The sequence below is a fragment of the Sinorhizobium sp. 6-70 genome (genome assembly GCF_030124375.1).
Lineage (GTDB): Bacteria > Pseudomonadota > Alphaproteobacteria > Rhizobiales > Rhizobiaceae > Sinorhizobium.
The window spans coordinates 158,595-175,761 of sequence record NZ_JASKLS010000006.1 but is presented as its reverse complement, the minus strand read 5'-3'; the positions used below and the strand labels follow the sequence as shown (position 1 = coordinate 175,761).

The window sequence follows — 17,167 nt, the reverse complement described above, 5'->3', positions numbered from 1 at the left end:
TGTAATATCGTGGAGGAAGGCATGCTGATCCTGATTGCAGGTCCTTATCGCTCGGGTACGGGTGACGACCCAGCGAAAATGGCGGAAAACTTGAGGCGTCTGGAGGAGCCGTCCTATGCGCTCTTCAAGGCCGGGCACGTGCCGATGATCGGGGAATGGGTCGCCTTGCCCGTGTGGCATGCGGCCGGCGGAGCCAGAGTGGGTGACGACCTTTATGAGGAGATCTTCCATCCCGTTGCGGGGCGGTTGCTTGCGCTCTGCGATGCAGTCCTGCGATTGCCGGGCGAATCCAAGGGCGCGGACAACGATGTGCGTATCGCCCGCGAGCGCGGCATTCCGGTCTATTATCGGCTCGAAGACGTGCCGGGCTGCGCGGGAATGGTAGCCGCGTGACATGGACAGGCGTGGCAGATTGCGGGAAGCGGCGGCGTTCGGGGCCTTGTCAACAGCAGCTATTTCATTATTTCTGCTGGCGAACTTGCGGTACCGCGCCGCAATACCGTCATGGGAGGCAGCACGATGCTGAAACTATTTTATGCGCCAGGAACCTGTTCGTTCGCCTCGCACATCGCGCTCGAGGAGGCTGGAGCGACCTACGAAGCCCGTCGCGTCGATTTCGCGAAGGCCGAACAGACCACGCCCGAATATCTCGCCATCAATCCGAAGGGGCGGGTGCCTGCGCTCGTGACAGACCGCGGGATCCTAACCGAAACGCCGGCTATTCTCGCCTATGTCGCCCAGAGCTTTCCCGAGAAGCGGCTTGCGCCTCTCGACGACCCATTCGAGTTTGCGCGGCTGCAGTCGTTCCTGAGCTATCTCTGCTCGACGGTGCACGTCGCCCATGCCCATAATCGGCGAGGTCCGAGATGGGCGGACGATCCGGCAGCACATGAGGCAATGAAGGCCAAGGTGCCGCAGAACATGGGCGATTGCTTCGCGCTGATCGAAAGCAGGATGTTTGCCGGTCCCTTCGTCATGGGCGAGAACTATTCGATCGCCGATCCCTACCTCTTCACGATCGCCAACTGGCTGGAGGGTGATGGTGTCGATCCGGGGCGCTTCCCAAAAGTTCTCGACCACCGCAACCGCATGGTCGCACGGCCGGCCGTTGCCAAGGTCCTTGCCGCGGTACAGGCCTAGAGCAAGGAAGTAGGTAACGGTTTTCTGTCCGGCATTGCGTAATTTCAAAGAGTTAGATCACTTCGACACCGTGGCGCCGAAGCGGCTTGCAAGACGCCTCGGCGCCTTTTCGCGCCAGGCCGCGATCAACCTTTGCGTCAGTGTATCATCGTCGATTGCCGCGAGACGGACCAACATTGCGGGCCAGCCCTTGTAGTGGTCGGTCTCGAAGAACAGCGGCGGATCGAGTTCCATCAGCATCTCCTTCTCCTCGAGCGCGCACATGACCACAAGCGTTTGCGCGTCCTTCATCCGCACAAAGCTCTTGCCTTTGACGAGCAGGGCCGGTGTCCCATAGGACGTGCCGACGGTCGTTTCCGGCAGTCCCGCCGTCTCCGCCAGCCGCTGCACGCGCTCGAAGGAGCGTTCGAGATCATCGTTCATGTCTCACCCTCGCCTGTGCATCGCGCATCATCGGGCATCCGACAGCGCCGCGCGTCTTCTCAGCCGCGCAGAGGACGCTGTAGCACTTTGAATTACTGCATGTTTTTATCCTTAGTCGGCTACGGTCTAAGGAAACATGCAGCAGCGCGAACAAAGGTACCGCCAGGTCAGGCACATTCGCAATGTTCGCCGACGGCGCGCGGCCATGGCCAGCCGGGAAACGGCAGATCGGCAAGTTCGCGTTCGTCCATGCGGGCGAGGTCCGGATGTTGCAGCGGATCGCGTTGCCAGTTGAGTAGGGTCTCGGTTCGATTGCCTGAGGCCGATGCGGCGCGGTTGAACATCGATAGCATCTTCAGCATGACGGATCATCCTTTCGATGCTCCTGAGCATCTGCCCGTTGCAGCAAGATTTCAATTGAGATTGCCGGCGCCGCGGTTTAGAAAAACTATATGAGAGAGCTGAACGCCATCCATCTCAACGGCCTGCGTGCGGTCGAAGCAGCCGGCCGCCTGGGCTCGCTGGCGAGTGCGGCGGAAGAACTCGGCGTCACGGCCGGCGCCGTCAGCCAGCAGATTACCAAGACGGAAGCGCAACTCGGCCGCACGCTGTTCGAGCGCACCGCCCGCGGGCTCGTCGCCACGGATTTCGGACGCCTGTTCCTCGCGCGTCTTTCAAACGCCTTCGCCGAACTTGCCGACGCAGTGGCATCGGCGCGCCGCCGGGATGAATCGGTGCTGACGATCTCAGTGGCCCCGGTCTTTGCGGCCCGGTGGCTGGTTTACCGATTGAACCGTTTTGCCGAGCGGCATCCGGATATCCGGTTGAGGATCGATGCGACGACGACCCTCGTGAACCTGGACACCTCCGACGTGGATGTTGGCATCCGCGTCGGCAGCGGTGACTGGCCGGGTGTGCATGCCGAGCTGCTGCTGGAGCAGGAGATCTTCCCGGTCTGTTCGCCGAGTATGGCTACAGACCTGCACATTCCTGCAGATATTCTAAAGTTGCCGGCGGTGATCGACGGTCACTCGATGTTCACTTGGGAAGCATGGTTCAAGGAGGCTGGCCTGTCGGGCTCCGAGATGACAGTGCGCCACACGTTCAACGAGGCCTCGCTCGCACTCGATGCGACGATTGCGGGCCAGGGGGTCATGCTCGCCTGGCAGACGCTTGCCGGTTATGCCGTGACCGAAGGCAGCCTCGTCGCTCCGTTTGGTATCCGCGCAAAGACTGGCTTCGGCCATTATTTCGTGCGTTCGCGATCCCGGCGCGAGAGCAAGGCCGCCGTGGCCTTCAAACGCTGGGTGCGCGATGAGGTCGAAGAGGGAATGCGGCTGCTCAACGCCAAGGTTGCCAGCTATCTCGGCAATTGAGCCTAAAGATAAGACGCGCGGCGCTGTAGCGCTCGGTAATCCTAGTCCGGCTCCTTCAGTCGCTCTTCCATCATGGCAATGAAGCAAGGCCGCGATTGGCAGCGCGCAAGCCACGCCTTGATGCGCGGATGCCTGTCGAACAGCGCCGTCTGGCTCATCGTGTAGCGGAAAACCTCGGCAAGGTTGAGATCGGCGACGGTGAAGCGATTGCCGACCACGTAGTCGCAGCTCTCAAGATGCGCCTCGAGAACCGCGAAGGCTTTCGCGAGTGATTGGGTGCAAGCAGCAATGCGCGCTTGACCCTCGGGCGTGTCCTCGATGCCGTCGTCAAAGGCGAGAACGATCTTGACCGCATTCGGCTCCACCTCAGTCGCCGCCCACATCGTCCAGTTGCCCATCTGTCCGTCCTCGCGCAGATCGGCCGGCGCGAGGGGACCGCCATATTTGCGGGCGAGATAGAGATTGTTGGCGAGTGACTCTGTCAGGACCAGGCCGTCGTCCTCGATGGCCGGGATGAGACCCATCGGATTGATCGCGAGAAAGTTCGGCGACCGGGTGTTGAGCGGCGCATCGGCGGCCAGCGGATCGGCGACGCGGCGCGCCTGGATAACCGGCACGGATGTGAAAGGAACGCCAAGTTCGCGCGCCATCCAATAGTTACGCGATGCGCGCGAACGATAAACCCCATAGACTGTCAGCATGCTGGCTTCCTCCCGACCGGTGTGATGCGCAATCAATAGGTGATTGCCGAGGCCGGCAGAAGCGCCCTTGGTTGATGTTGCCCATGAAATCTCTTGATGAAACGCAGCCGCTGCGCTCGTTCAGGTGTGCCTGTTTCGGCTATCGCGACCAACATGCAACCTTTAGACGTTTTTTCCGATAACATTTAGAGAAGCATAACCTCTGTTGGCTAGACCAGAGCCCGGTATTATCCGCAATATGTCGGCGTTGCTCTTCCGGAGGCTTTGCTTGGCAAGGAAAACGTCCCGCAATACCCGCTACGCCGCCCTCAATGCCGCAGACAACGTGGAGACACGCCGGCTCATCGATGCCGGCAATCGTCTGGCGGAGGAGGTGGCGCGCATTTTTCCTTCCGAGCCCGACATCGCCGACCGCCACTATTGGCTGGAGACGATGATCAATCACGTCCCGGATTATATCTATGCGAAGGACACGAAAGGCCGTTTTCTCATCGCCAATGAGGTGACCGTCGCGGACAACGGGCTCGAAAGCCTTCAGGATCTTGTCGGCAAGACGGATTTCGACCTGCACCCGGCGAAGGCCGCGCAGGCCATCGCCGACGTGGAACAGCGCGTGATCGAGACCGGCGAACCGATCTTCGGGATAGAAGAGCGGGCCATTGTCACCAAGGGGCGCGATCGCTGGCTGATGACGTCCAAGGTGCCGCTGCGCAACAAGAGCGGCCAGATCGTCGGCGTCGTCGGTGTTTCGCGCGATATCAGCGATCGAAAAGCGGCCGAACGCTTACTCGAGGGGCAGGCGCGGCTGCTGGAGATGATCGCAAAGAGCGAGCCGCTCGATCAGTTCTTCACTGACCTCATCTTGCTGATCGAATTGCTGCTGCCCGGCGTTAAAGGTTCCATCCTGCTTCTCTCCGACGACGGGCGGCATCTTCTGCACGGCGCTGCTCCAAGCCTGGACGAGGTGTTTTGTGCCACGATCCACGGAGTCGAGATTGGTCCAAGAACCGGTTCGTGTGGGACAGCAGCCTGGCGTGGCGAGCAGGTGATCGTTGCGGACGTGTTTGCCGACCCGCTGTGGGAAGGCTACACCGAGGTTGTGAGGCCCTATGGCTTCCGTTCCTGCTGGTCGACGCCGATCCACTCGCACGACCGCAAGGTGCTCGGAACTTTCGCGCTCTATTCGCGGGAGGCCGGGGTTCCGAGCGAGCAGCAGAAGGAACTGATCGCCATGGCGACGTATCTCGCCGGGATCGCGATCGAACGCAAGCGAGCCGAAGACAGGATAAGCTTCATGGCGCATCACGATGCGCTGACAGGCCTTCCCAACCGCGTTCTGTTTGAGGAACAAGTGGCTGGCGTGCTCGAGGCGATTCGCGGACGCGATCAGTGGGCCGTGCTCGCCTTTCTGGACCTCGACAATTTCAAGCTCATCAATGACAGTCTCGGGCATACGGCGGGCGACGAATTGCTGAAGGCTGTTTCCGAGCGCATGCGCGCGGCAGTGCGCAAGTCCGATATGGTCGTACGGGTCGGCGGCGACGAGTTCATACTTCTCCTGAATGGCCTGCCGACGGAGCGCGACGTCGTCCTGTCGCGCCTTGAGGATATCCGCGCGGCCATTGCCGCGCCGCTGCAACTTAACGGCCGCAGCCTGCAGGTGACTTGCAGTATGGGCGTCGCCTGCTTTCCCCACCAGGGCCAGACGGTCAGCGAATTGCTTGCGAATGCCGATGCGGCCATGTACCGCGCCAAGGCGCTCGGGCGCAACAACCTGCAGGTCTTCACCGAAGAAATGGCGGCCAAGGCGCACGAGAAGCTCTTGCGGCAGGAGGAACTGCGCGAGGCGATCGCCCGCGACGAATTTTTCCTGCATTTCCAGCCGCAGATGAATCTTGCAAGCGGCCGTATCTTCGCCGCAGAGGCATTGCTGCGCTGGCAGCACCCGGTGCATGGCGTGGTCTCGCCCGGTGCCTTCATCCCGCTGGCGGAGGAAACCGGCCTGATCGTGCCGATTGGCGATTGGGTCCTGAAAACCGCATGCCGTCAGTGCAAGGCCTGGCAGGAAGCTGGGCTGCCGCCGCTGATTATCAGCGTTAATGTTTCCGCCCGACAGTTCCTCGAACGCAACTGGGCGAGCCGCGTGGCGGCTGTGCTCGCGGAAACCGGCCTGGAGGCGCGTTATCTCGAACTCGAACTGACCGAAAGCCTGATCATGCAGGACGTGCCCGGCGCGATCGCGACGATGCATGAGTTGGAGGCGATCGGTGTGCACCTCGCGATCGACGACTTCGGGACGGGTTATTCGAGCCTCAGCGCGCTTAAACGGTTCCCCGTGCAACGGCTGAAGATCGACCGCTCCTTCGTCGAGGACATTCCCTTGGACGCCGACGACAAGGCCATCACTTCGGCGATCATTTCGCTCGCGCAGAATCTTGGTCTGCGGGTCATCGCCGAAGGCGTGGAAACGGAAGCGCAGGTCGATTTCCTGCGGCAAAGCGGTTGCGATGAGATCCAGGGCTATTTCTTCAGCCCGCCGCTTGCCGCCCGGGCTTTCGAAGCGCTGCTTGGCCAGCCCAGCCTCCACGCGGACGCTATCTGAGTGGCGGTGCCGTGGCTTGCAGAGTGCGATGCCGCGATTGTGATTGGAGTTTTGCTGACATAAGTTTCGTTCCAGCCGTAGATGCAATGCCTGCCACCGGAGAGGGTGAGGAAAAGCACAAGAGCCGTTCTGTTCGCATCCCGACCTGAGAATCGATCACGATGATTTTGGATTGATTTAATCCGCGATCGTCATGATCTTCCTGACCAGAGCGAGGAGGCGCGAATCGCCGATACCGGTCGCGCCATTGCCTTCCGCCTGCTGCACTCAAACCCGTTAGAGTTCGATGCCCAATTTTTCCCGCCGCCAGTTTCTCCGTACATCCGGACTCGTAGCCATCTCCGCTGGACTTGCGAGCTGCACGTCGTCGATGAATACGGACCGCTTCCGTCAGCAAACCATGCCGGTTTACCGCAATCCGGCGCTGGAGGGACGCTGGATCGATCCGCGTACCGGCGCCTTGCTGGAAGGCCCGGTCGAGGAGGCGGCAATGCCGACCGGCCTGCCACCGCAGGATCCTTATTACTCGCAAATTTATGCCGGAGTGGACGATGGCGGTTATCTGGTCCCGGCCGTGCCTTACCAGCAGATCGACGCTCGATTTTACCGCCAGGAAGTCGACGACCCGTTCGGCGAGCAGCCGGGCACGATCGTGGTCGACACTGCCGATCGCTTTCTCTATCTGGTCCAGCCGGGCGGAAGGGCCATGCGTTACGGCGTCGGCCTCGGTCGTGAGGGTTTCGCCTGGTCGGGACGCGGTGTCATTCAGTGGAAGCAGAAGTGGCCGCGCTGGACGCCGCCGGGTACGATGATTGACCGCCAGCCGGAGCTCGCGCGTTATTCGGAAAGCGCAGGCGGCATGCCGCCCGGCTTGAACAATCCGCTCGGCTCACGCGCGCTCTATATCTTCCAGAACGGCCAGGACACCTTATATCGCGTACACGGAACGCCCGAGTGGCAATCGATCGGCAAGGCCGTTTCCTCCGGCTGCGTGCGCATGCTCAACCAGGATGTCATGGATCTCTACGACCGCGTCCGCGGCAAGGCGCCGATCCTCGTGATCTAGAGCAATTCCAGGAAAAGTGTGTAACGGTTTTCCGTCCGGAATTATGTTATTTCAAAGAGTTAGATCATTTCACTGCTTCAATGAAACAATGAAATGATCTAGCCAACTGAGGCGTGCTCCGGTCTGAAACGACCGCCGTTGACGAATCCGGTCAGCTTTCTCGCTGACTGTTGGTCATTCGTTGGGTTAGGCGCTGCAGCGCCTCGCGTAACTCACGGACTTCTTCCAGCGTGCATCCGGTCGCCTTGCTGATGTCGGCAAGGATGCCGAAGGCTTCGGGTTTCAGGTTCCTACCCTTTTCCGTGAGGCTGACGATCACCTGCCGCTCGTCGTCGCGATCGCGGAGCCGGGTGACGTAGCCGGCGGCTTCCAGCCGCTTCAGCAAGGGGGAAAGGGTGCCGGAATCGAGGCCCATGTCCTCGCCGATCCGCTTCACCGTCATCTTGTCCTGTTGCCAGAGCGCAAGCAGCACGAGATATTGTGGATAGGTGAGGCCAAAGCGATCAAGCAGCGGCTTATAGGTGCGGTTGAACGCGTGCCCAGCCGAATAAACCGCAAAGCACAATTGCTGGCCCAGCGTCAGCGCTTCATCGGATATTGCCTCAAATTTTGCCGGCTTGGTCGTCATGATCGGCATTGTCGCAAATTCACGGCCGTAATGCAATTTGCAAAATTAATTTGCGTGCAATTTAATGTTGCGATATAGAATGCGTATCGACAACGATCATCGAAGGAGACTGCCATGCCTATCCTCTATCGCACCACCGCCTCCGCGACTGGCGGCCGCGCCGGCCAGGCCAAGAGCGCCGATGGCGTCCTCGATATTAGCCTTACCGTTCCGAAGGAGCTTGGTGGCGACGGCGCCCGCGGCACCAACCCGGAGCAGCTCTTTGCTGCCGGCTATTCCGCCTGCTTCCTCGGCGCGTTGAAGTTCGTTGCTGGCAAGGAAAAGGTAAAACTTCCGGAAGACACGAAAGTGACAGGCACGGTCGGGATCGGCCCGCGCGACGACGGTACGGGCTTCTACATCGATGCGGCGCTTGAAATCACTTCGCCCGGCGTGGACAAGGCCCTCCTCGAGGACCTGGTCCAGAAGGCGCATGTCGTATGCCCCTACAGCCACGCGACCAGAGGCAATGTCGACGTGAAGCTGACGGTGGCCTAGGCAAGCGCGATTGTCTAGAGCGCCGTGCGTTCAAATGAACGCACGGCGCTCTAATGTACGGAAGCCCGGGGCGTTCACCCGGGCTTCGAATACTGACGGCACGTCTGTGCAAGCGATGCGGACGAACGGAGACCTCGCCGGCCTGTTCAGGCTTTCTTGAGGAACTCGGTGCGCAGCACCAGCCCCTTGATCTTTTCGACCCGGCATTCGACCTCGTCGGGATCGTCGGTCAGGCGAATGCCCTTCACCAGCGTGCCGCGTTTCAGCGTGGTGGAGGTTCCTTTCACCTTCAGATCCTTGATCAGCGTGACGCTGTCGCCGTCCTTGAGGACGGCGCCGTTCGAATCCTTGACTTCCATGGTCAATCCTTTCTGGGTCGCAAGAACGCAATCTCGTGCAACGCGCAGCATGCACGCGGGCCACTCGTCTCATTCGCTGCCTGCTATCGCTTCAGGCTGCCGAGGATGCCGCGCACCAGGGCGCGGCCGACCTGCGTTGCGACAGTACGGGCAACGGATTTCATCGCCGCCTCGACGATGGTTTCGCGCTGATAGCCGGAGGAGCGCGGCCGCGCCTGCCTACCGGAGGGTGCCGCCGGTTCATCGTCGCCGAAGCCGGGCAGGGTCCAGCGGCTGCCTCCGGAGGTCTCTTCCGCCGGCTGCTCTTGCGCTTGCCGTGCGGCTTCGGCCTGCTCGGCAGCCTTCGCGGCGCGCTTGGCAAGCAGCTCGTAAGCCGATTCCCGATCGAAATCCTCGTCATAGAGCCCGCGCACGGGACTGACATCGATGACCTTTTGCCGTTCGGCCTCGGTGAGCGGACCAAGACGCGATGCCGGCGGGCGGATCAGGGTCCTCTCGACCATGGACGGCGAGCCCTTGCCTTCGAGCGTCGAAACGAGCGCTTCACCGGTGCCGAGATTGGTGATCACCTCGGCGCAGTTGAAGTCCGGGTTGGGGCGGAAGGTGTCGGCCGCGGTCTTCACCGCCTTCTGTTCGCGCGGCGAATAGGCGCGCAACGCGTGCTGCACGCGATTGCCGAGCTGCGCCAGCACCGTTTCCGGTACGTCGAGCGGATTCTGGGTAACGAAGTAGACGCCGACACCTTTGGAACGGATCAGGCGCACCACCTGTTCGACGCGCTCGACGAGCACTTTCGGCGCGTCATTGAAGAGCAGATGCGCTTCGTCGAAAAAGAACACCAGCTTCGGCTTGTCCGGATCGCCGACTTCCGGCAGCTCCTCGAAAAGTTCGGAAAGGAGCCAAAGCAGGAAGGTCGCGTAAAGCCGCGGATTCATCATCAGCTTGTCGGCGGCAAGCACCGAGATCGCCCCGCGCCCGTCATTGGTCGTGCGCATGATGTCGGTGATCTTCAGGGCCGGCTCGCCGAAGAAGTGCTCCGCACCCTGTTGCTCGAGGATGAGCAACTCGCGCTGGATCGAACCGACGGAGGACTTGGAAATGAAGCCGAACTGATTGGAAAGCTCGCTTGCATTGTCGCCCATGTAGTTGAGCAGCGCCTGGAGATCCTTGAGGTCCAGGAGCGGCAGGCCTCCTTCGTCGGCGATCTTGAAGGCAATGTTCAGTACACCTTCCTGTGCGTCGGTGGCATTCATCAGCCGTGACAGGAGCAGCGGTCCCATCTCGGACATGGTCGTGCGGACCCTATGGCCTTTCTCGCCGTAAAGGTCCCAGAAGATCACCGGAAATTCCTGGAAGTCGTAGGGCGTAAGGCCAATTTGCTCGGCACGCTTGAGGAGGAAATCCTTCGGTTCGCCGATCGCGCCGATGCCGGAAAGATCGCCTTTCACGTCGGCGCAGAAGACCGGAACGCCAGCATTGGAGAATCCTTCCGCAAGGATCTGCAGGGTCACGGTCTTGCCGGTGCCGGTTGCGCCGGTGATCAGTCCGTGGCGGTTACCGAATTTCAGCTCCAGATATTCGCCCTTGTTGATCGAATCGTCCGGCTTGCGGCTGGTTCCGATATAGAGCTTGCCTTCTTGCAGCATGTGGGCTTGATCTCCGTTCTGCCAATGAAAGCGGGCGTTTCGTTGCACAGCGCTGTCACCGGACTATCGTGCGTTTCTGTTATAGGCGGTGCAGTTAGGCGCGGCAACTGTTGCTCGTCGAGTGCGTTGCCAAGGGCGACGGTCCGTGAAACGATGCGCTTCTCGGCGATGGCCGCGATCGCATTTCGTTGCCGCTTGTTATTTCGGAGGCGATCATTTACGTCAACGTCAACGTCAAAATTCAACCGAGGAGATTTCCATGAGTGAGCTGGTCACCCGCGTGGCGGAAAATGTCGGCATCGAACCTGCAACGGCCGAGAAAGCGGTCGGCATGATTCTCGGCTTTCTGCAGCGCGAGGCGGCGGAGGGTCCGGTTGCCAGGATGATCGAAGCCATTCCGGGCGCCCCCGAATTGGTCGCCCAGTACAATGGCGAGGGCAGCAACGGTGGCGGTCTGCTCGGCGGCTTGATGTCGGCGATCGGTGGCGGCGGCGTGATGGCGCTCGGCCAGCAGCTGATGAGCCAGGGCCTCGGCATGGGCGAGATCACCTCGCTTGCCAAGGAAACGATCGCCTTCGCCAAGGAAAAGGCAGGCGACGAGATCGTCGATGAAGTCGTCGCCTCCGTCCCCGGCCTCAGCCAGTTCGTCTGATCGGTTCCGTCTGCACAAAAAACACCCGCCGGAATGATCCGGCGGGTGTTTTTTTTGCCTCATCGCCTGCGTCGCGATGTCGGTCACTCAAGCCGCCTGATCCCATTTCGGCGCCAGACCCGCGGGGCTGACGATCCGGCCGTCCCGGCGCGCAAGCTTGCGGATCGCCGCCATTTCCTCAGGCGTCAGTGCAAAGTCGAAGATCGCGAAATTCTCCTTGAGCCGGGCCTCAGTCGCTGTCTTCGACAACGTGATCACGTCCTTCTGCTGCACAAGCCAGCGCAAAGCCACCTGCGCCGCCGTCTTGCCGTGGCGCGCCGCGATATCGTTGAGCAGGGGGTCGGAGGGTACCTTGCCATTGGCCATGGCATAATAGGCAGTAAGTGACATGCCCAGCGCACGCGCGGCCTGCAGAACCTTCGTCTGGTCGAGATAGGGGTGATATTCGACCTGGTTGGTCGCGATCGGCGCATCGCTCAGCAGAACGGCTTCCTCCATCTGCGCGATGTTGAAATTGCTAACGCCGATATGGCGTACCTTGCCGGCCTTGTGCACTTCGTTGAGCGCACCGATGCGCTCGGCCATCGGCACGTCGCTGCCCGGCCAGTGGAGGAGGAGCAGATCCACGTAGTCCGTCTTCAGCTTTTTCAGGCTCTCGTCGACGGAGGCGAGGAAGGCGTCGTGGCGATAATTATCGACCCAGACCTTGGTGGTCAGAAAAATATCCGCGCGTCGAACGTCGGACTTGTGGATCACTTCGCCGACTTCCGCCTCGTTGCCGTAGATCTGCGCCGTGTCGACATGGTGGAAGCCGAGTTTGAGCGCTTCGGGCAGGACGCGAAGCACATCGGCGCCGGGCATGCGGAAGGTACCGAAGCCGAGGGCGGGGATATTGGCGCCGTTGGAATTGACTGCGTGCATGGAAAGCTCCTTGGTTGGGAGAGGCTCGACAGGTGCCGGGCGAATTCGACATTCTATACTTGTTGCGGCAGGACGAAGGTTCAAGCGGGCTGTTCGACGAGAACCGTGCGCCGGTCGAGCGCACCGCTCCACAACGTCAGAACCAGGGCGACGGCCACCAGCATCGCGCCGACCAAGGGCGTCGAACCGAGGCCCAGTGGCGAGGAGACCACAAGGCCGCCGAGCCAGGCGCCGACCGCAATGCCGAGATTGAAGGCGGCGATGTTGAGGGCCGAGGCGACGTCGACGGCGCCGGGGCGGTATTGCTTGGCAAGCTGGACGACATAGAGCTGCAGGCCTGGCACGTTGGCGAAGGAGAGGAAGCCGAGTGCTGCCAGCGTCACCAGCGTCAGGACCGGAGAAGGGGCCGTGAAAGTGAAGAGCACGAGCACGGCTGCCTGGGCGAGAAAGAGACCGACCAGCGCCTTTACCGGATCGCGGTTGGCAATCTTTCCGCCGGCGATGTTGCCGATCGCGATGGCGATGCCATAGAGAACCAGGATGAGGCCGACGCTGCCTTCCGAGAAACCGCTGATTTCCTGCAGGATCGGTGCGAGGAACGTGAAGGCGACGAAGGTGCCGCCATAGCCGAGCGCCGTCGTGGCAAAGACGATCAGCAGACGGCCGGATCCAAGCACGCGAACCTGATCGACGAGACGCGCCGCGGCCGCCTTGCTCAGCGTATTCGGGAGCAGGGCTGCGATGCCGATGAAGGCGATGGCGCCGAGCGCGGTCACCGCCCAGAAAGTGGCGCGCCAACCGAAGGTCTGGCCGATATAGGTGCCGAGCGGCACGCCGGTGACGATTGCCACGGTCAATCCCATGAACATCATTGCGATCGCCGAGGCACGGCGATCCTCGGGCACGAGATCGGCGGCAATCGTCGAGCCGACGGAGAAAAAGACGCCATGCGCGAAGGCCGAGAGGACGCGTGCGACGAGCAGCAATTCGTAGCTTGGCGAAAGTGCTGCGGCGGCGTTGCCGATAATGAAGAGAGCCATCAGGCCGAGCAGCAAGGGCTTGCGCTCGATGCGACCGGTGAGCGCGGTCAGCACCGGTGCGCCGAAGGTGACACCGAGGGCGTAAACGCTGACGATGAGGCCGGCGAGCGGCAGGGAGATATGTAGATCGGAAGCGACTGTCGGCAGGAGACCGACGATCACGAATTCCGTTGTCCCGATCGCATAGGCCGCGATCGTCAAGGCAAAGATAGCGATGGGCATAGAAATACCTTCCCGCCCGCACGCGGCGCGGGCTGAGTTTTGCGGCCTTGCCGCGGTTGGTGGTTGATGACCCGGAATATGGATCGATCGGGCTTGCGCGATAATCCGGGGGAATGGATAAAAGCCTGTGAACTGAATTCAAAGGTGAAGGCAAATGGACAATCGCGCCGGTGAAATGGAGGTCTTTGTCGCCGCGGCTGAACTGCGCAGCTTTTCCGCCGCCGGACGGCGGCTGAAACTGTCGCCCTCCGCGGTCAGCAAACTCGTCTCGCGTATCGAAGACAGGCTGGGGACCCGGCTCGTCGTGCGCTCCACCCGCATGCTGCAGCTGACACCGGAGGGAGAAATCTATCTCCAACGCGCGCAGCGCATCCTGGCGGCGATTGCCGAGACGGAACAGGTGGTTGCCGGCGGCGGTCGGGCGATGCCGCGTGGTCCGCTACGGGTGAACGCATCCGTCGGCTTCGGCGAGCGCTACATCCTGCCGCTCGCCGCCGAATTCCTTGCGCGCTATCCCGATGTGCAGTTGGACCTCTCTCTAACCGACAGTACGATCGATCTGATCGAGGAGCGGACCGACATCGCCATTCGGTCCGGTCCGATGCGCGATTCCACGCTCAAGGCACGCAAGCTGTTGGAGAGTCGGCAGGTGATTGTCGCCGCACCGGCCTATCTCGAGACCCATGGCGTGCCGCGGACGCCGGACGACCTCGCCCTCCACAATTGCTTCACCTTCAATTTCCGCCGCAGTCTCGACGGCTGGCCTTTCCGCGCCCCGGGCTCGTCCAACGTCTATGTGCGTCCGGTCGCCGGCAACATGCAGGCAAACAGCGGCGCCATCATTCGCAATCTCTGCCTTTCCGGCCTCGGCCTCGGCCGCGTCGGAGAGTTCCATGTGCAGCCGGATATCGACGCGGGCCGATTGGTGCCGGTGCTGGAGGATTACAATCCGGAAGACATAGAGCGGGTGCACGCCGTCTATGCCGGGCATGAACACCTTGCCGCCCGCATCCGCGCTTTCATCGATTTCCTGGTCGAGAGAATCTAGTGCATGTCGCCCAAAAGTGCGCAGCGGTTTTGGGATAACGACATGCATAAAACCAAGATGCATGTCGCCCAAAAGTGCGCAGCGGTTTTGGGATAACGACATGCACAAAACCAAGATGCATGTCGCCCAAAAGTGCGCAGCGGTTTTTGGTTACAGGCTCAGATGCCGAACTGCAGGCTTTCGAGCGAGGGGAGAATGAGCGCCGGACCATAGTCCTTGTACTCGTCCGGCATGTCGGAGCGATTGATCCAAACGGTGCGGAAGCCGAACTTTGTCGCTCCCGCGATGTCCCAGCGGTTCGACGATTGGAACGAAACCGCATGCGGATAAAGCCGGTATTGCGTCGTCACCAGGTCGTAGACGGCGGGCGCCGTCTTGAACGCCTTGACCGCGTCGACCGAGAACACGTCGTCGATTACGATGTCGAGCGCAGCGTTCTTCACCGCCGATGCGAGCATGGCCGGCGACCCGTTGGAAAGAATGGCGATGCGGGCGCCGCGCTCCTTCAAACCCCTGAGCACGGCCGGAACCTCCGGGTAGCAGTCGAGCTCCCAATACGCATCGAGCAGCGACTTCTTGAGTTTCGGATCGGCCGAGGGGAAGCGCTGAAAGGCGTAGTCGAGCGATTGCTCGGTCAGTTGCCAGAAGTCGACATATGCGCCCATCAGCGAGCGCACCCAGGAATATTCGAGCTGCTTGGCGCGCCAGAGCTCGGAAAACGCCTGGCCGTCGGGGCCGATCGCTTCGGCATGGCGCCGCACCGCCGCATGCACGTCGAAAAGCGTGCCATAGGCATCAAAGACATAGGCCGCCAGAGACATCGAACTCTCCCGTCATCACCGTTCAGCGGCGCATCACGCATCGTGCTCGCTGAAAATCGGTTCCGACTTCGGCCCCGGTGCGGTAGGCGCAACGCTTGGTCAGTTGTTTCCCGGGATCATGTCAAAACTTTGTGCGGCGCACAATGCCATCATGCCTGGCCGTGCTAATTTAATTAGCCTTTCCAGACTTTTGCCGGAAAACGCAGCGCCTGTTTTGCAAGTTTTCCCTTGAGCCCGAGCGCGGCATCGCAGAGCCCGACGACATGCCGGTTCGGTTTGGCTTCCGGGCGAAGCGCGTGAAGGGCGGCGGCCGCTTCCTCGGGCGCCATGTAGCGCGCCAGAATGCCGAGCGTCAGCGCGGTCGATCTGCCGAGGCCCCGAAGGCAGTGGACGAGCAGATGTGCATCCTCGGGCAGCGTGTCGATGAAGGCGAAGGTTGCCTCGATCGCCTCCGCCCGTGCGGCATCGGGTGCGTCCGGATCGGTCGCATCGCCGAAGTAAAGCTCCAGATGCCGCTCGGGCGGCAGTTCGATCATGGAGAGCAGGCGGCTTGCGGGCGCACGGATCGAGACGAGATGCGTCGGCTGCCAAAGGTGGCGATTATGGCGCGCCTCGGTCTGCGAACTGACGATCACGCGGATCGGCCAGCCGTTCGGATGCCGCGAATTGCTGCCGATAACGGGCGGATAGAATTCGGTTTCGGTGGTTTGAGCCGCAAGCGCCATGACGGGACCCCTCGTTGATTCGTCTTGCTTGCGAAGACCATAACAGCGCGCAGCGGCGATCGGAATCCCTCATCAGAACCGCGTAATAACGCTGATGCCAAGATCGGTGGCGCGGTCCATGGTCACCAGCGCCGGCACGGCCTCTTCGAGCGAGATCTCACGGCCGATCAGTTGCTGCGGGTTCAGCTTGCCGGCGGTGATCATCGACAGCATCGCGTCGTAGCGCCAGGCCTGCATGCCGTGGCTGCCGTAGATCTCGAGCTCGTGGCCGATCACCTGCGCCATCGGGATCTCAGGCGTTGCATGCTCCGCGAGCATCAAGCCCACCTGCACATGGCGCCCGCGACGGCGCAGGTTCTTGATCGAATTGAAGCAGGTGACCGGCGAACCGAGCGCGTCGATCGAGACGTGGGCGCCGCCCTTGGTGATTTCTCTCACGGCCTCCGCAACGTCTGCTGTTTCCTTGCCGTTGATTGCGGCCACGGCGCCGAGCTTGCGGGCAAAGGCGAGCTTTTCCTCGGATATGTCGATTGCGATCGGGTTGGCGCCGAGCGCCGCGGCGATCATGATCGCCGAAAGGCCGACGCCGCCGCAGCCGTGGACCGCCACCCATTCGCCGCCCTTGACGCGGGCCTGGTCGGCGATCGCCCGGAAGGATGTGGCGAAGCGGCAGCCGAGGCTTGCGGCGGTCGCGAAATCCATGCTTTCGGGCAGGTGCACGAGGTTCTGGTCGGCAAAGTCGATCGCCACATATTCGGCAAACGAGCCCCAATGGGTGAAGCCCGGCTGGAACTGTGCCTCGCAAACCTGCTGGTTGCCCGAGCGGCATTCGGCGCAACGGCCGCAGCCGGAAACGAACGGAACGGTCACGCGGTCCCCGACCTTGTAGCGCAGGACACCGCGCCCGGCGGCCGCAATCGTTCCGGCGAGTTCGTGGCCGGGCACATGCGGCAAACGAATGTCCGCGTCATGTCCCATCCAGCCATGCCAGTCGCTGCGGCAAAGGCCGGTCGCCTCGACCTTGATGACAACGCCATACTCACTCGGCTTCGGATCCGGCAGAACCTTGATCTCCGGCGTCTTCTCGAACGCGTCGTAATACATCGCCCTCATGACTGGTCTTGCTCCTGTGCTCGTCAGCCTATTTTGGCATGGTGGTTCGGCCTGTTCCACAATGGACGCCATGACATTTTTTGATGTACCTATTCACCCCGGTACTGTCTTTTTCGGCTACTGCATGTTTCCTTAAATCGTATTCGA

At 61.4% G+C, this 17,167-nt stretch carries 19 protein-coding genes; 8 read left to right on the top strand and 11 right to left on the bottom strand.

Features of this window, described 5'->3' with window-relative positions:
- Positions 1-21: 21 nt before the first annotated feature.
- Both QN222_RS14240 and QN222_RS14235 read left to right on the top strand, forming a co-directional pair.
- Positions 22-393: a DUF4406 domain-containing protein gene (locus QN222_RS14240; protein WP_283963953.1), complete on the top strand. Its 372-nt coding sequence runs from the start codon at positions 22-24 to the stop codon at positions 391-393.
- A gap of 126 nt (positions 394-519) precedes the next feature.
- Positions 520-1,140 carry a glutathione S-transferase family protein gene (locus QN222_RS14235; protein ID WP_283963954.1) on the top strand — a complete coding sequence of 207 codons (621 nt, stop codon included), beginning with the start codon at positions 520-522 and terminating at the stop codon, positions 1,138-1,140.
- Between the two features lie 57 nt (positions 1,141-1,197).
- On the opposite strand, the gene QN222_RS14230 is transcribed toward QN222_RS14235, so the two are convergent.
- Both QN222_RS14230 and QN222_RS14225 read right to left on the bottom strand, forming a co-directional pair.
- On the bottom strand, positions 1,198-1,563 hold the full coding sequence (locus QN222_RS14230; protein WP_283963955.1) for an MmcQ/YjbR family DNA-binding protein: 366 nt from the start codon (positions 1,561-1,563) through the stop codon (positions 1,198-1,200).
- 167 nt (positions 1,564-1,730) lie between these two features.
- Positions 1,731-1,925: a hypothetical protein gene (locus QN222_RS14225; protein ID WP_283963956.1), complete on the bottom strand. Its 195-nt coding sequence runs from the start codon at positions 1,923-1,925 to the stop codon at positions 1,731-1,733.
- 90 nt (positions 1,926-2,015) lie between these two features.
- Here QN222_RS14225 and QN222_RS14220 point away from each other — a divergent pair, with 90 nt between their 5' ends.
- Positions 2,016-2,939, top strand: coding sequence for a LysR substrate-binding domain-containing protein (locus tag QN222_RS14220; protein WP_283963957.1), 924 nt, complete (start codon positions 2,016-2,018; stop codon positions 2,937-2,939).
- 41 nt (positions 2,940-2,980) lie between these two features.
- Here the strand turns inward: QN222_RS14220 and QN222_RS14215 are convergent, their stop codons facing one another.
- Positions 2,981-3,640, bottom strand: a complete 660-nt coding sequence (locus tag QN222_RS14215; protein WP_283963958.1) for a glutathione S-transferase family protein — start codon at positions 3,638-3,640, stop codon at positions 2,981-2,983.
- 268 nt (positions 3,641-3,908) lie between these two features.
- On the opposite strand from QN222_RS14215, the gene QN222_RS14210 reads away from it, so the two are divergent.
- Together QN222_RS14210 and QN222_RS14205 are read left to right on the top strand one after the other, a co-directional pair.
- On the top strand, positions 3,909-6,242 hold the full coding sequence (locus tag QN222_RS14210; RefSeq protein WP_283963959.1) for an EAL domain-containing protein: 2,334 nt from the start codon (positions 3,909-3,911) through the stop codon (positions 6,240-6,242).
- A 286-nt stretch (positions 6,243-6,528) separates the two neighbouring features.
- Positions 6,529-7,308, top strand: coding sequence for a L,D-transpeptidase family protein (locus QN222_RS14205; protein WP_283963960.1), 780 nt, complete (start codon positions 6,529-6,531; stop codon positions 7,306-7,308).
- 151 nt (positions 7,309-7,459) lie between these two features.
- Here QN222_RS14205 and QN222_RS14200 read toward each other — a convergent pair whose 3' ends face one another.
- Positions 7,460-7,936 carry a MarR family transcriptional regulator gene (locus QN222_RS14200; RefSeq protein ID WP_283963961.1) on the bottom strand — a complete coding sequence of 159 codons (477 nt, stop codon included), beginning with the start codon at positions 7,934-7,936 and terminating at the stop codon, positions 7,460-7,462.
- Between the two features lie 114 nt (positions 7,937-8,050).
- On the opposite strand from QN222_RS14200, the gene QN222_RS14195 reads away from it, so the two are divergent.
- Positions 8,051-8,473: an organic hydroperoxide resistance protein gene (locus QN222_RS14195; protein WP_283963962.1), complete on the top strand. Its 423-nt coding sequence runs from the start codon at positions 8,051-8,053 to the stop codon at positions 8,471-8,473.
- 146 nt (positions 8,474-8,619) lie between these two features.
- On the opposite strand, the gene QN222_RS14190 is transcribed toward QN222_RS14195, so the two are convergent.
- Complete coding sequence (locus QN222_RS14190) at positions 8,620-8,832, bottom strand: alkylphosphonate utilization protein (RefSeq protein WP_283963963.1); 213 nt, start codon at positions 8,830-8,832, stop codon at positions 8,620-8,622.
- An 83-nt stretch (positions 8,833-8,915) separates the two neighbouring features.
- A complete protein-coding gene (locus QN222_RS14185) occupies positions 8,916-10,478 on the bottom strand; it encodes a DUF853 domain-containing protein (RefSeq protein ID WP_283963964.1) in 1,563 nt (520 codons plus the stop codon).
- A 259-nt stretch (positions 10,479-10,737) separates the two neighbouring features.
- On the opposite strand from QN222_RS14185, the gene QN222_RS14180 reads away from it, so the two are divergent.
- Positions 10,738-11,130, top strand: a complete 393-nt coding sequence (locus QN222_RS14180) for a hypothetical protein (RefSeq protein ID WP_283963965.1) — start codon at positions 10,738-10,740, stop codon at positions 11,128-11,130.
- 87 nt (positions 11,131-11,217) lie between these two features.
- Here QN222_RS14180 and QN222_RS14175 read toward each other — a convergent pair whose 3' ends face one another.
- Complete coding sequence (locus QN222_RS14175; RefSeq protein WP_283963968.1) at positions 11,218-12,051, bottom strand: aldo/keto reductase; 834 nt, start codon at positions 12,049-12,051, stop codon at positions 11,218-11,220.
- Positions 12,052-12,131: 80 nt separating this feature from the next.
- On the bottom strand, positions 12,132-13,313 hold the full coding sequence (locus QN222_RS14170) for an MFS transporter (RefSeq protein ID WP_283962697.1): 1,182 nt from the start codon (positions 13,311-13,313) through the stop codon (positions 12,132-12,134).
- A 154-nt stretch (positions 13,314-13,467) separates the two neighbouring features.
- On the opposite strand from QN222_RS14170, the gene QN222_RS14165 reads away from it, so the two are divergent.
- Positions 13,468-14,361, top strand: a complete 894-nt coding sequence (locus tag QN222_RS14165; RefSeq protein WP_283962696.1) for a LysR family transcriptional regulator — start codon at positions 13,468-13,470, stop codon at positions 14,359-14,361.
- A gap of 158 nt (positions 14,362-14,519) precedes the next feature.
- On the opposite strand, the gene QN222_RS14160 is transcribed toward QN222_RS14165, so the two are convergent.
- The 3 genes from QN222_RS14160 to QN222_RS14150 form a co-directional block, all read right to left on the bottom strand.
- The gene (locus tag QN222_RS14160; protein WP_180940470.1) at positions 14,520-15,182 is read right to left on the bottom strand and encodes a haloacid dehalogenase type II; all 663 of its coding nucleotides are present in this window, start codon (positions 15,180-15,182) and stop codon (positions 14,520-14,522) included.
- 173 nt (positions 15,183-15,355) lie between these two features.
- Positions 15,356-15,907, bottom strand: a complete 552-nt coding sequence (locus QN222_RS14155; RefSeq protein WP_283962695.1) for a phosphatase — start codon at positions 15,905-15,907, stop codon at positions 15,356-15,358.
- A gap of 72 nt (positions 15,908-15,979) precedes the next feature.
- Positions 15,980-17,020, bottom strand: coding sequence for a zinc-dependent alcohol dehydrogenase family protein (locus QN222_RS14150; protein ID WP_284005478.1), 1,041 nt, complete (start codon positions 17,018-17,020; stop codon positions 15,980-15,982).
- Positions 17,021-17,167 lie beyond the last annotated feature (147 nt).

Bases quoted from the DNA above. Each gene is read 5' to 3' on its own strand.
- QN222_RS14220 (WP_283963957.1), top strand. From the start codon at position 2,016: ATGAGAGAGCTGAACGCCATCCATCTCAACGGCCTGCGTGCGGTCGAA.
- QN222_RS14195 (WP_283963962.1), top strand. From the start codon at position 8,051: ATGCCTATCCTCTATCGCACCACCGCCTCCGCGACTGGCGGCCGCGCC.
- QN222_RS14240 (WP_283963953.1), top strand. From the start codon at position 22: ATGCTGATCCTGATTGCAGGTCCTTATCGCTCGGGTACGGGTGACGAC.
- QN222_RS14185 (WP_283963964.1), bottom strand. From the start codon at position 10,478: ATGCTGCAAGAAGGCAAGCTCTATATCGGAACCAGCCGCAAGCCGGAC.
- QN222_RS14155 (WP_283962695.1), bottom strand. From the start codon at position 15,907: ATGGCGCTTGCGGCTCAAACCACCGAAACCGAATTCTATCCGCCCGTT.
- QN222_RS14175 (WP_283963968.1), bottom strand. From the start codon at position 12,051: ATGCACGCAGTCAATTCCAACGGCGCCAATATCCCCGCCCTCGGCTTC.
- QN222_RS14170 (WP_283962697.1), bottom strand. From the start codon at position 13,313: ATGCCCATCGCTATCTTTGCCTTGACGATCGCGGCCTATGCGATCGGG.
- QN222_RS14230 (WP_283963955.1), bottom strand. From the start codon at position 1,563: ATGAACGATGATCTCGAACGCTCCTTCGAGCGCGTGCAGCGGCTGGCG.
- QN222_RS14160 (WP_180940470.1), bottom strand. From the start codon at position 15,182: ATGTCTCTGGCGGCCTATGTCTTTGATGCCTATGGCACGCTTTTCGAC.
- QN222_RS14190 (WP_283963963.1), bottom strand. From the start codon at position 8,832: ATGGAAGTCAAGGATTCGAACGGCGCCGTCCTCAAGGACGGCGACAGC.
- QN222_RS14180 (WP_283963965.1), top strand. From the start codon at position 10,738: ATGAGTGAGCTGGTCACCCGCGTGGCGGAAAATGTCGGCATCGAACCT.
- QN222_RS14215 (WP_283963958.1), bottom strand. From the start codon at position 3,640: ATGCTGACAGTCTATGGGGTTTATCGTTCGCGCGCATCGCGTAACTAT.
- QN222_RS14150 (WP_284005478.1), bottom strand. From the start codon at position 17,020: ATGAGGGCGATGTATTACGACGCGTTCGAGAAGACGCCGGAGATCAAG.
- QN222_RS14200 (WP_283963961.1), bottom strand. From the start codon at position 7,936: ATGACGACCAAGCCGGCAAAATTTGAGGCAATATCCGATGAAGCGCTG.
- QN222_RS14235 (WP_283963954.1), top strand. From the start codon at position 520: ATGCTGAAACTATTTTATGCGCCAGGAACCTGTTCGTTCGCCTCGCAC.
- QN222_RS14205 (WP_283963960.1), top strand. From the start codon at position 6,529: ATGCCCAATTTTTCCCGCCGCCAGTTTCTCCGTACATCCGGACTCGTA.
- QN222_RS14165 (WP_283962696.1), top strand. From the start codon at position 13,468: ATGGACAATCGCGCCGGTGAAATGGAGGTCTTTGTCGCCGCGGCTGAA.
- QN222_RS14225 (WP_283963956.1), bottom strand. From the start codon at position 1,925: ATGCTGAAGATGCTATCGATGTTCAACCGCGCCGCATCGGCCTCAGGC.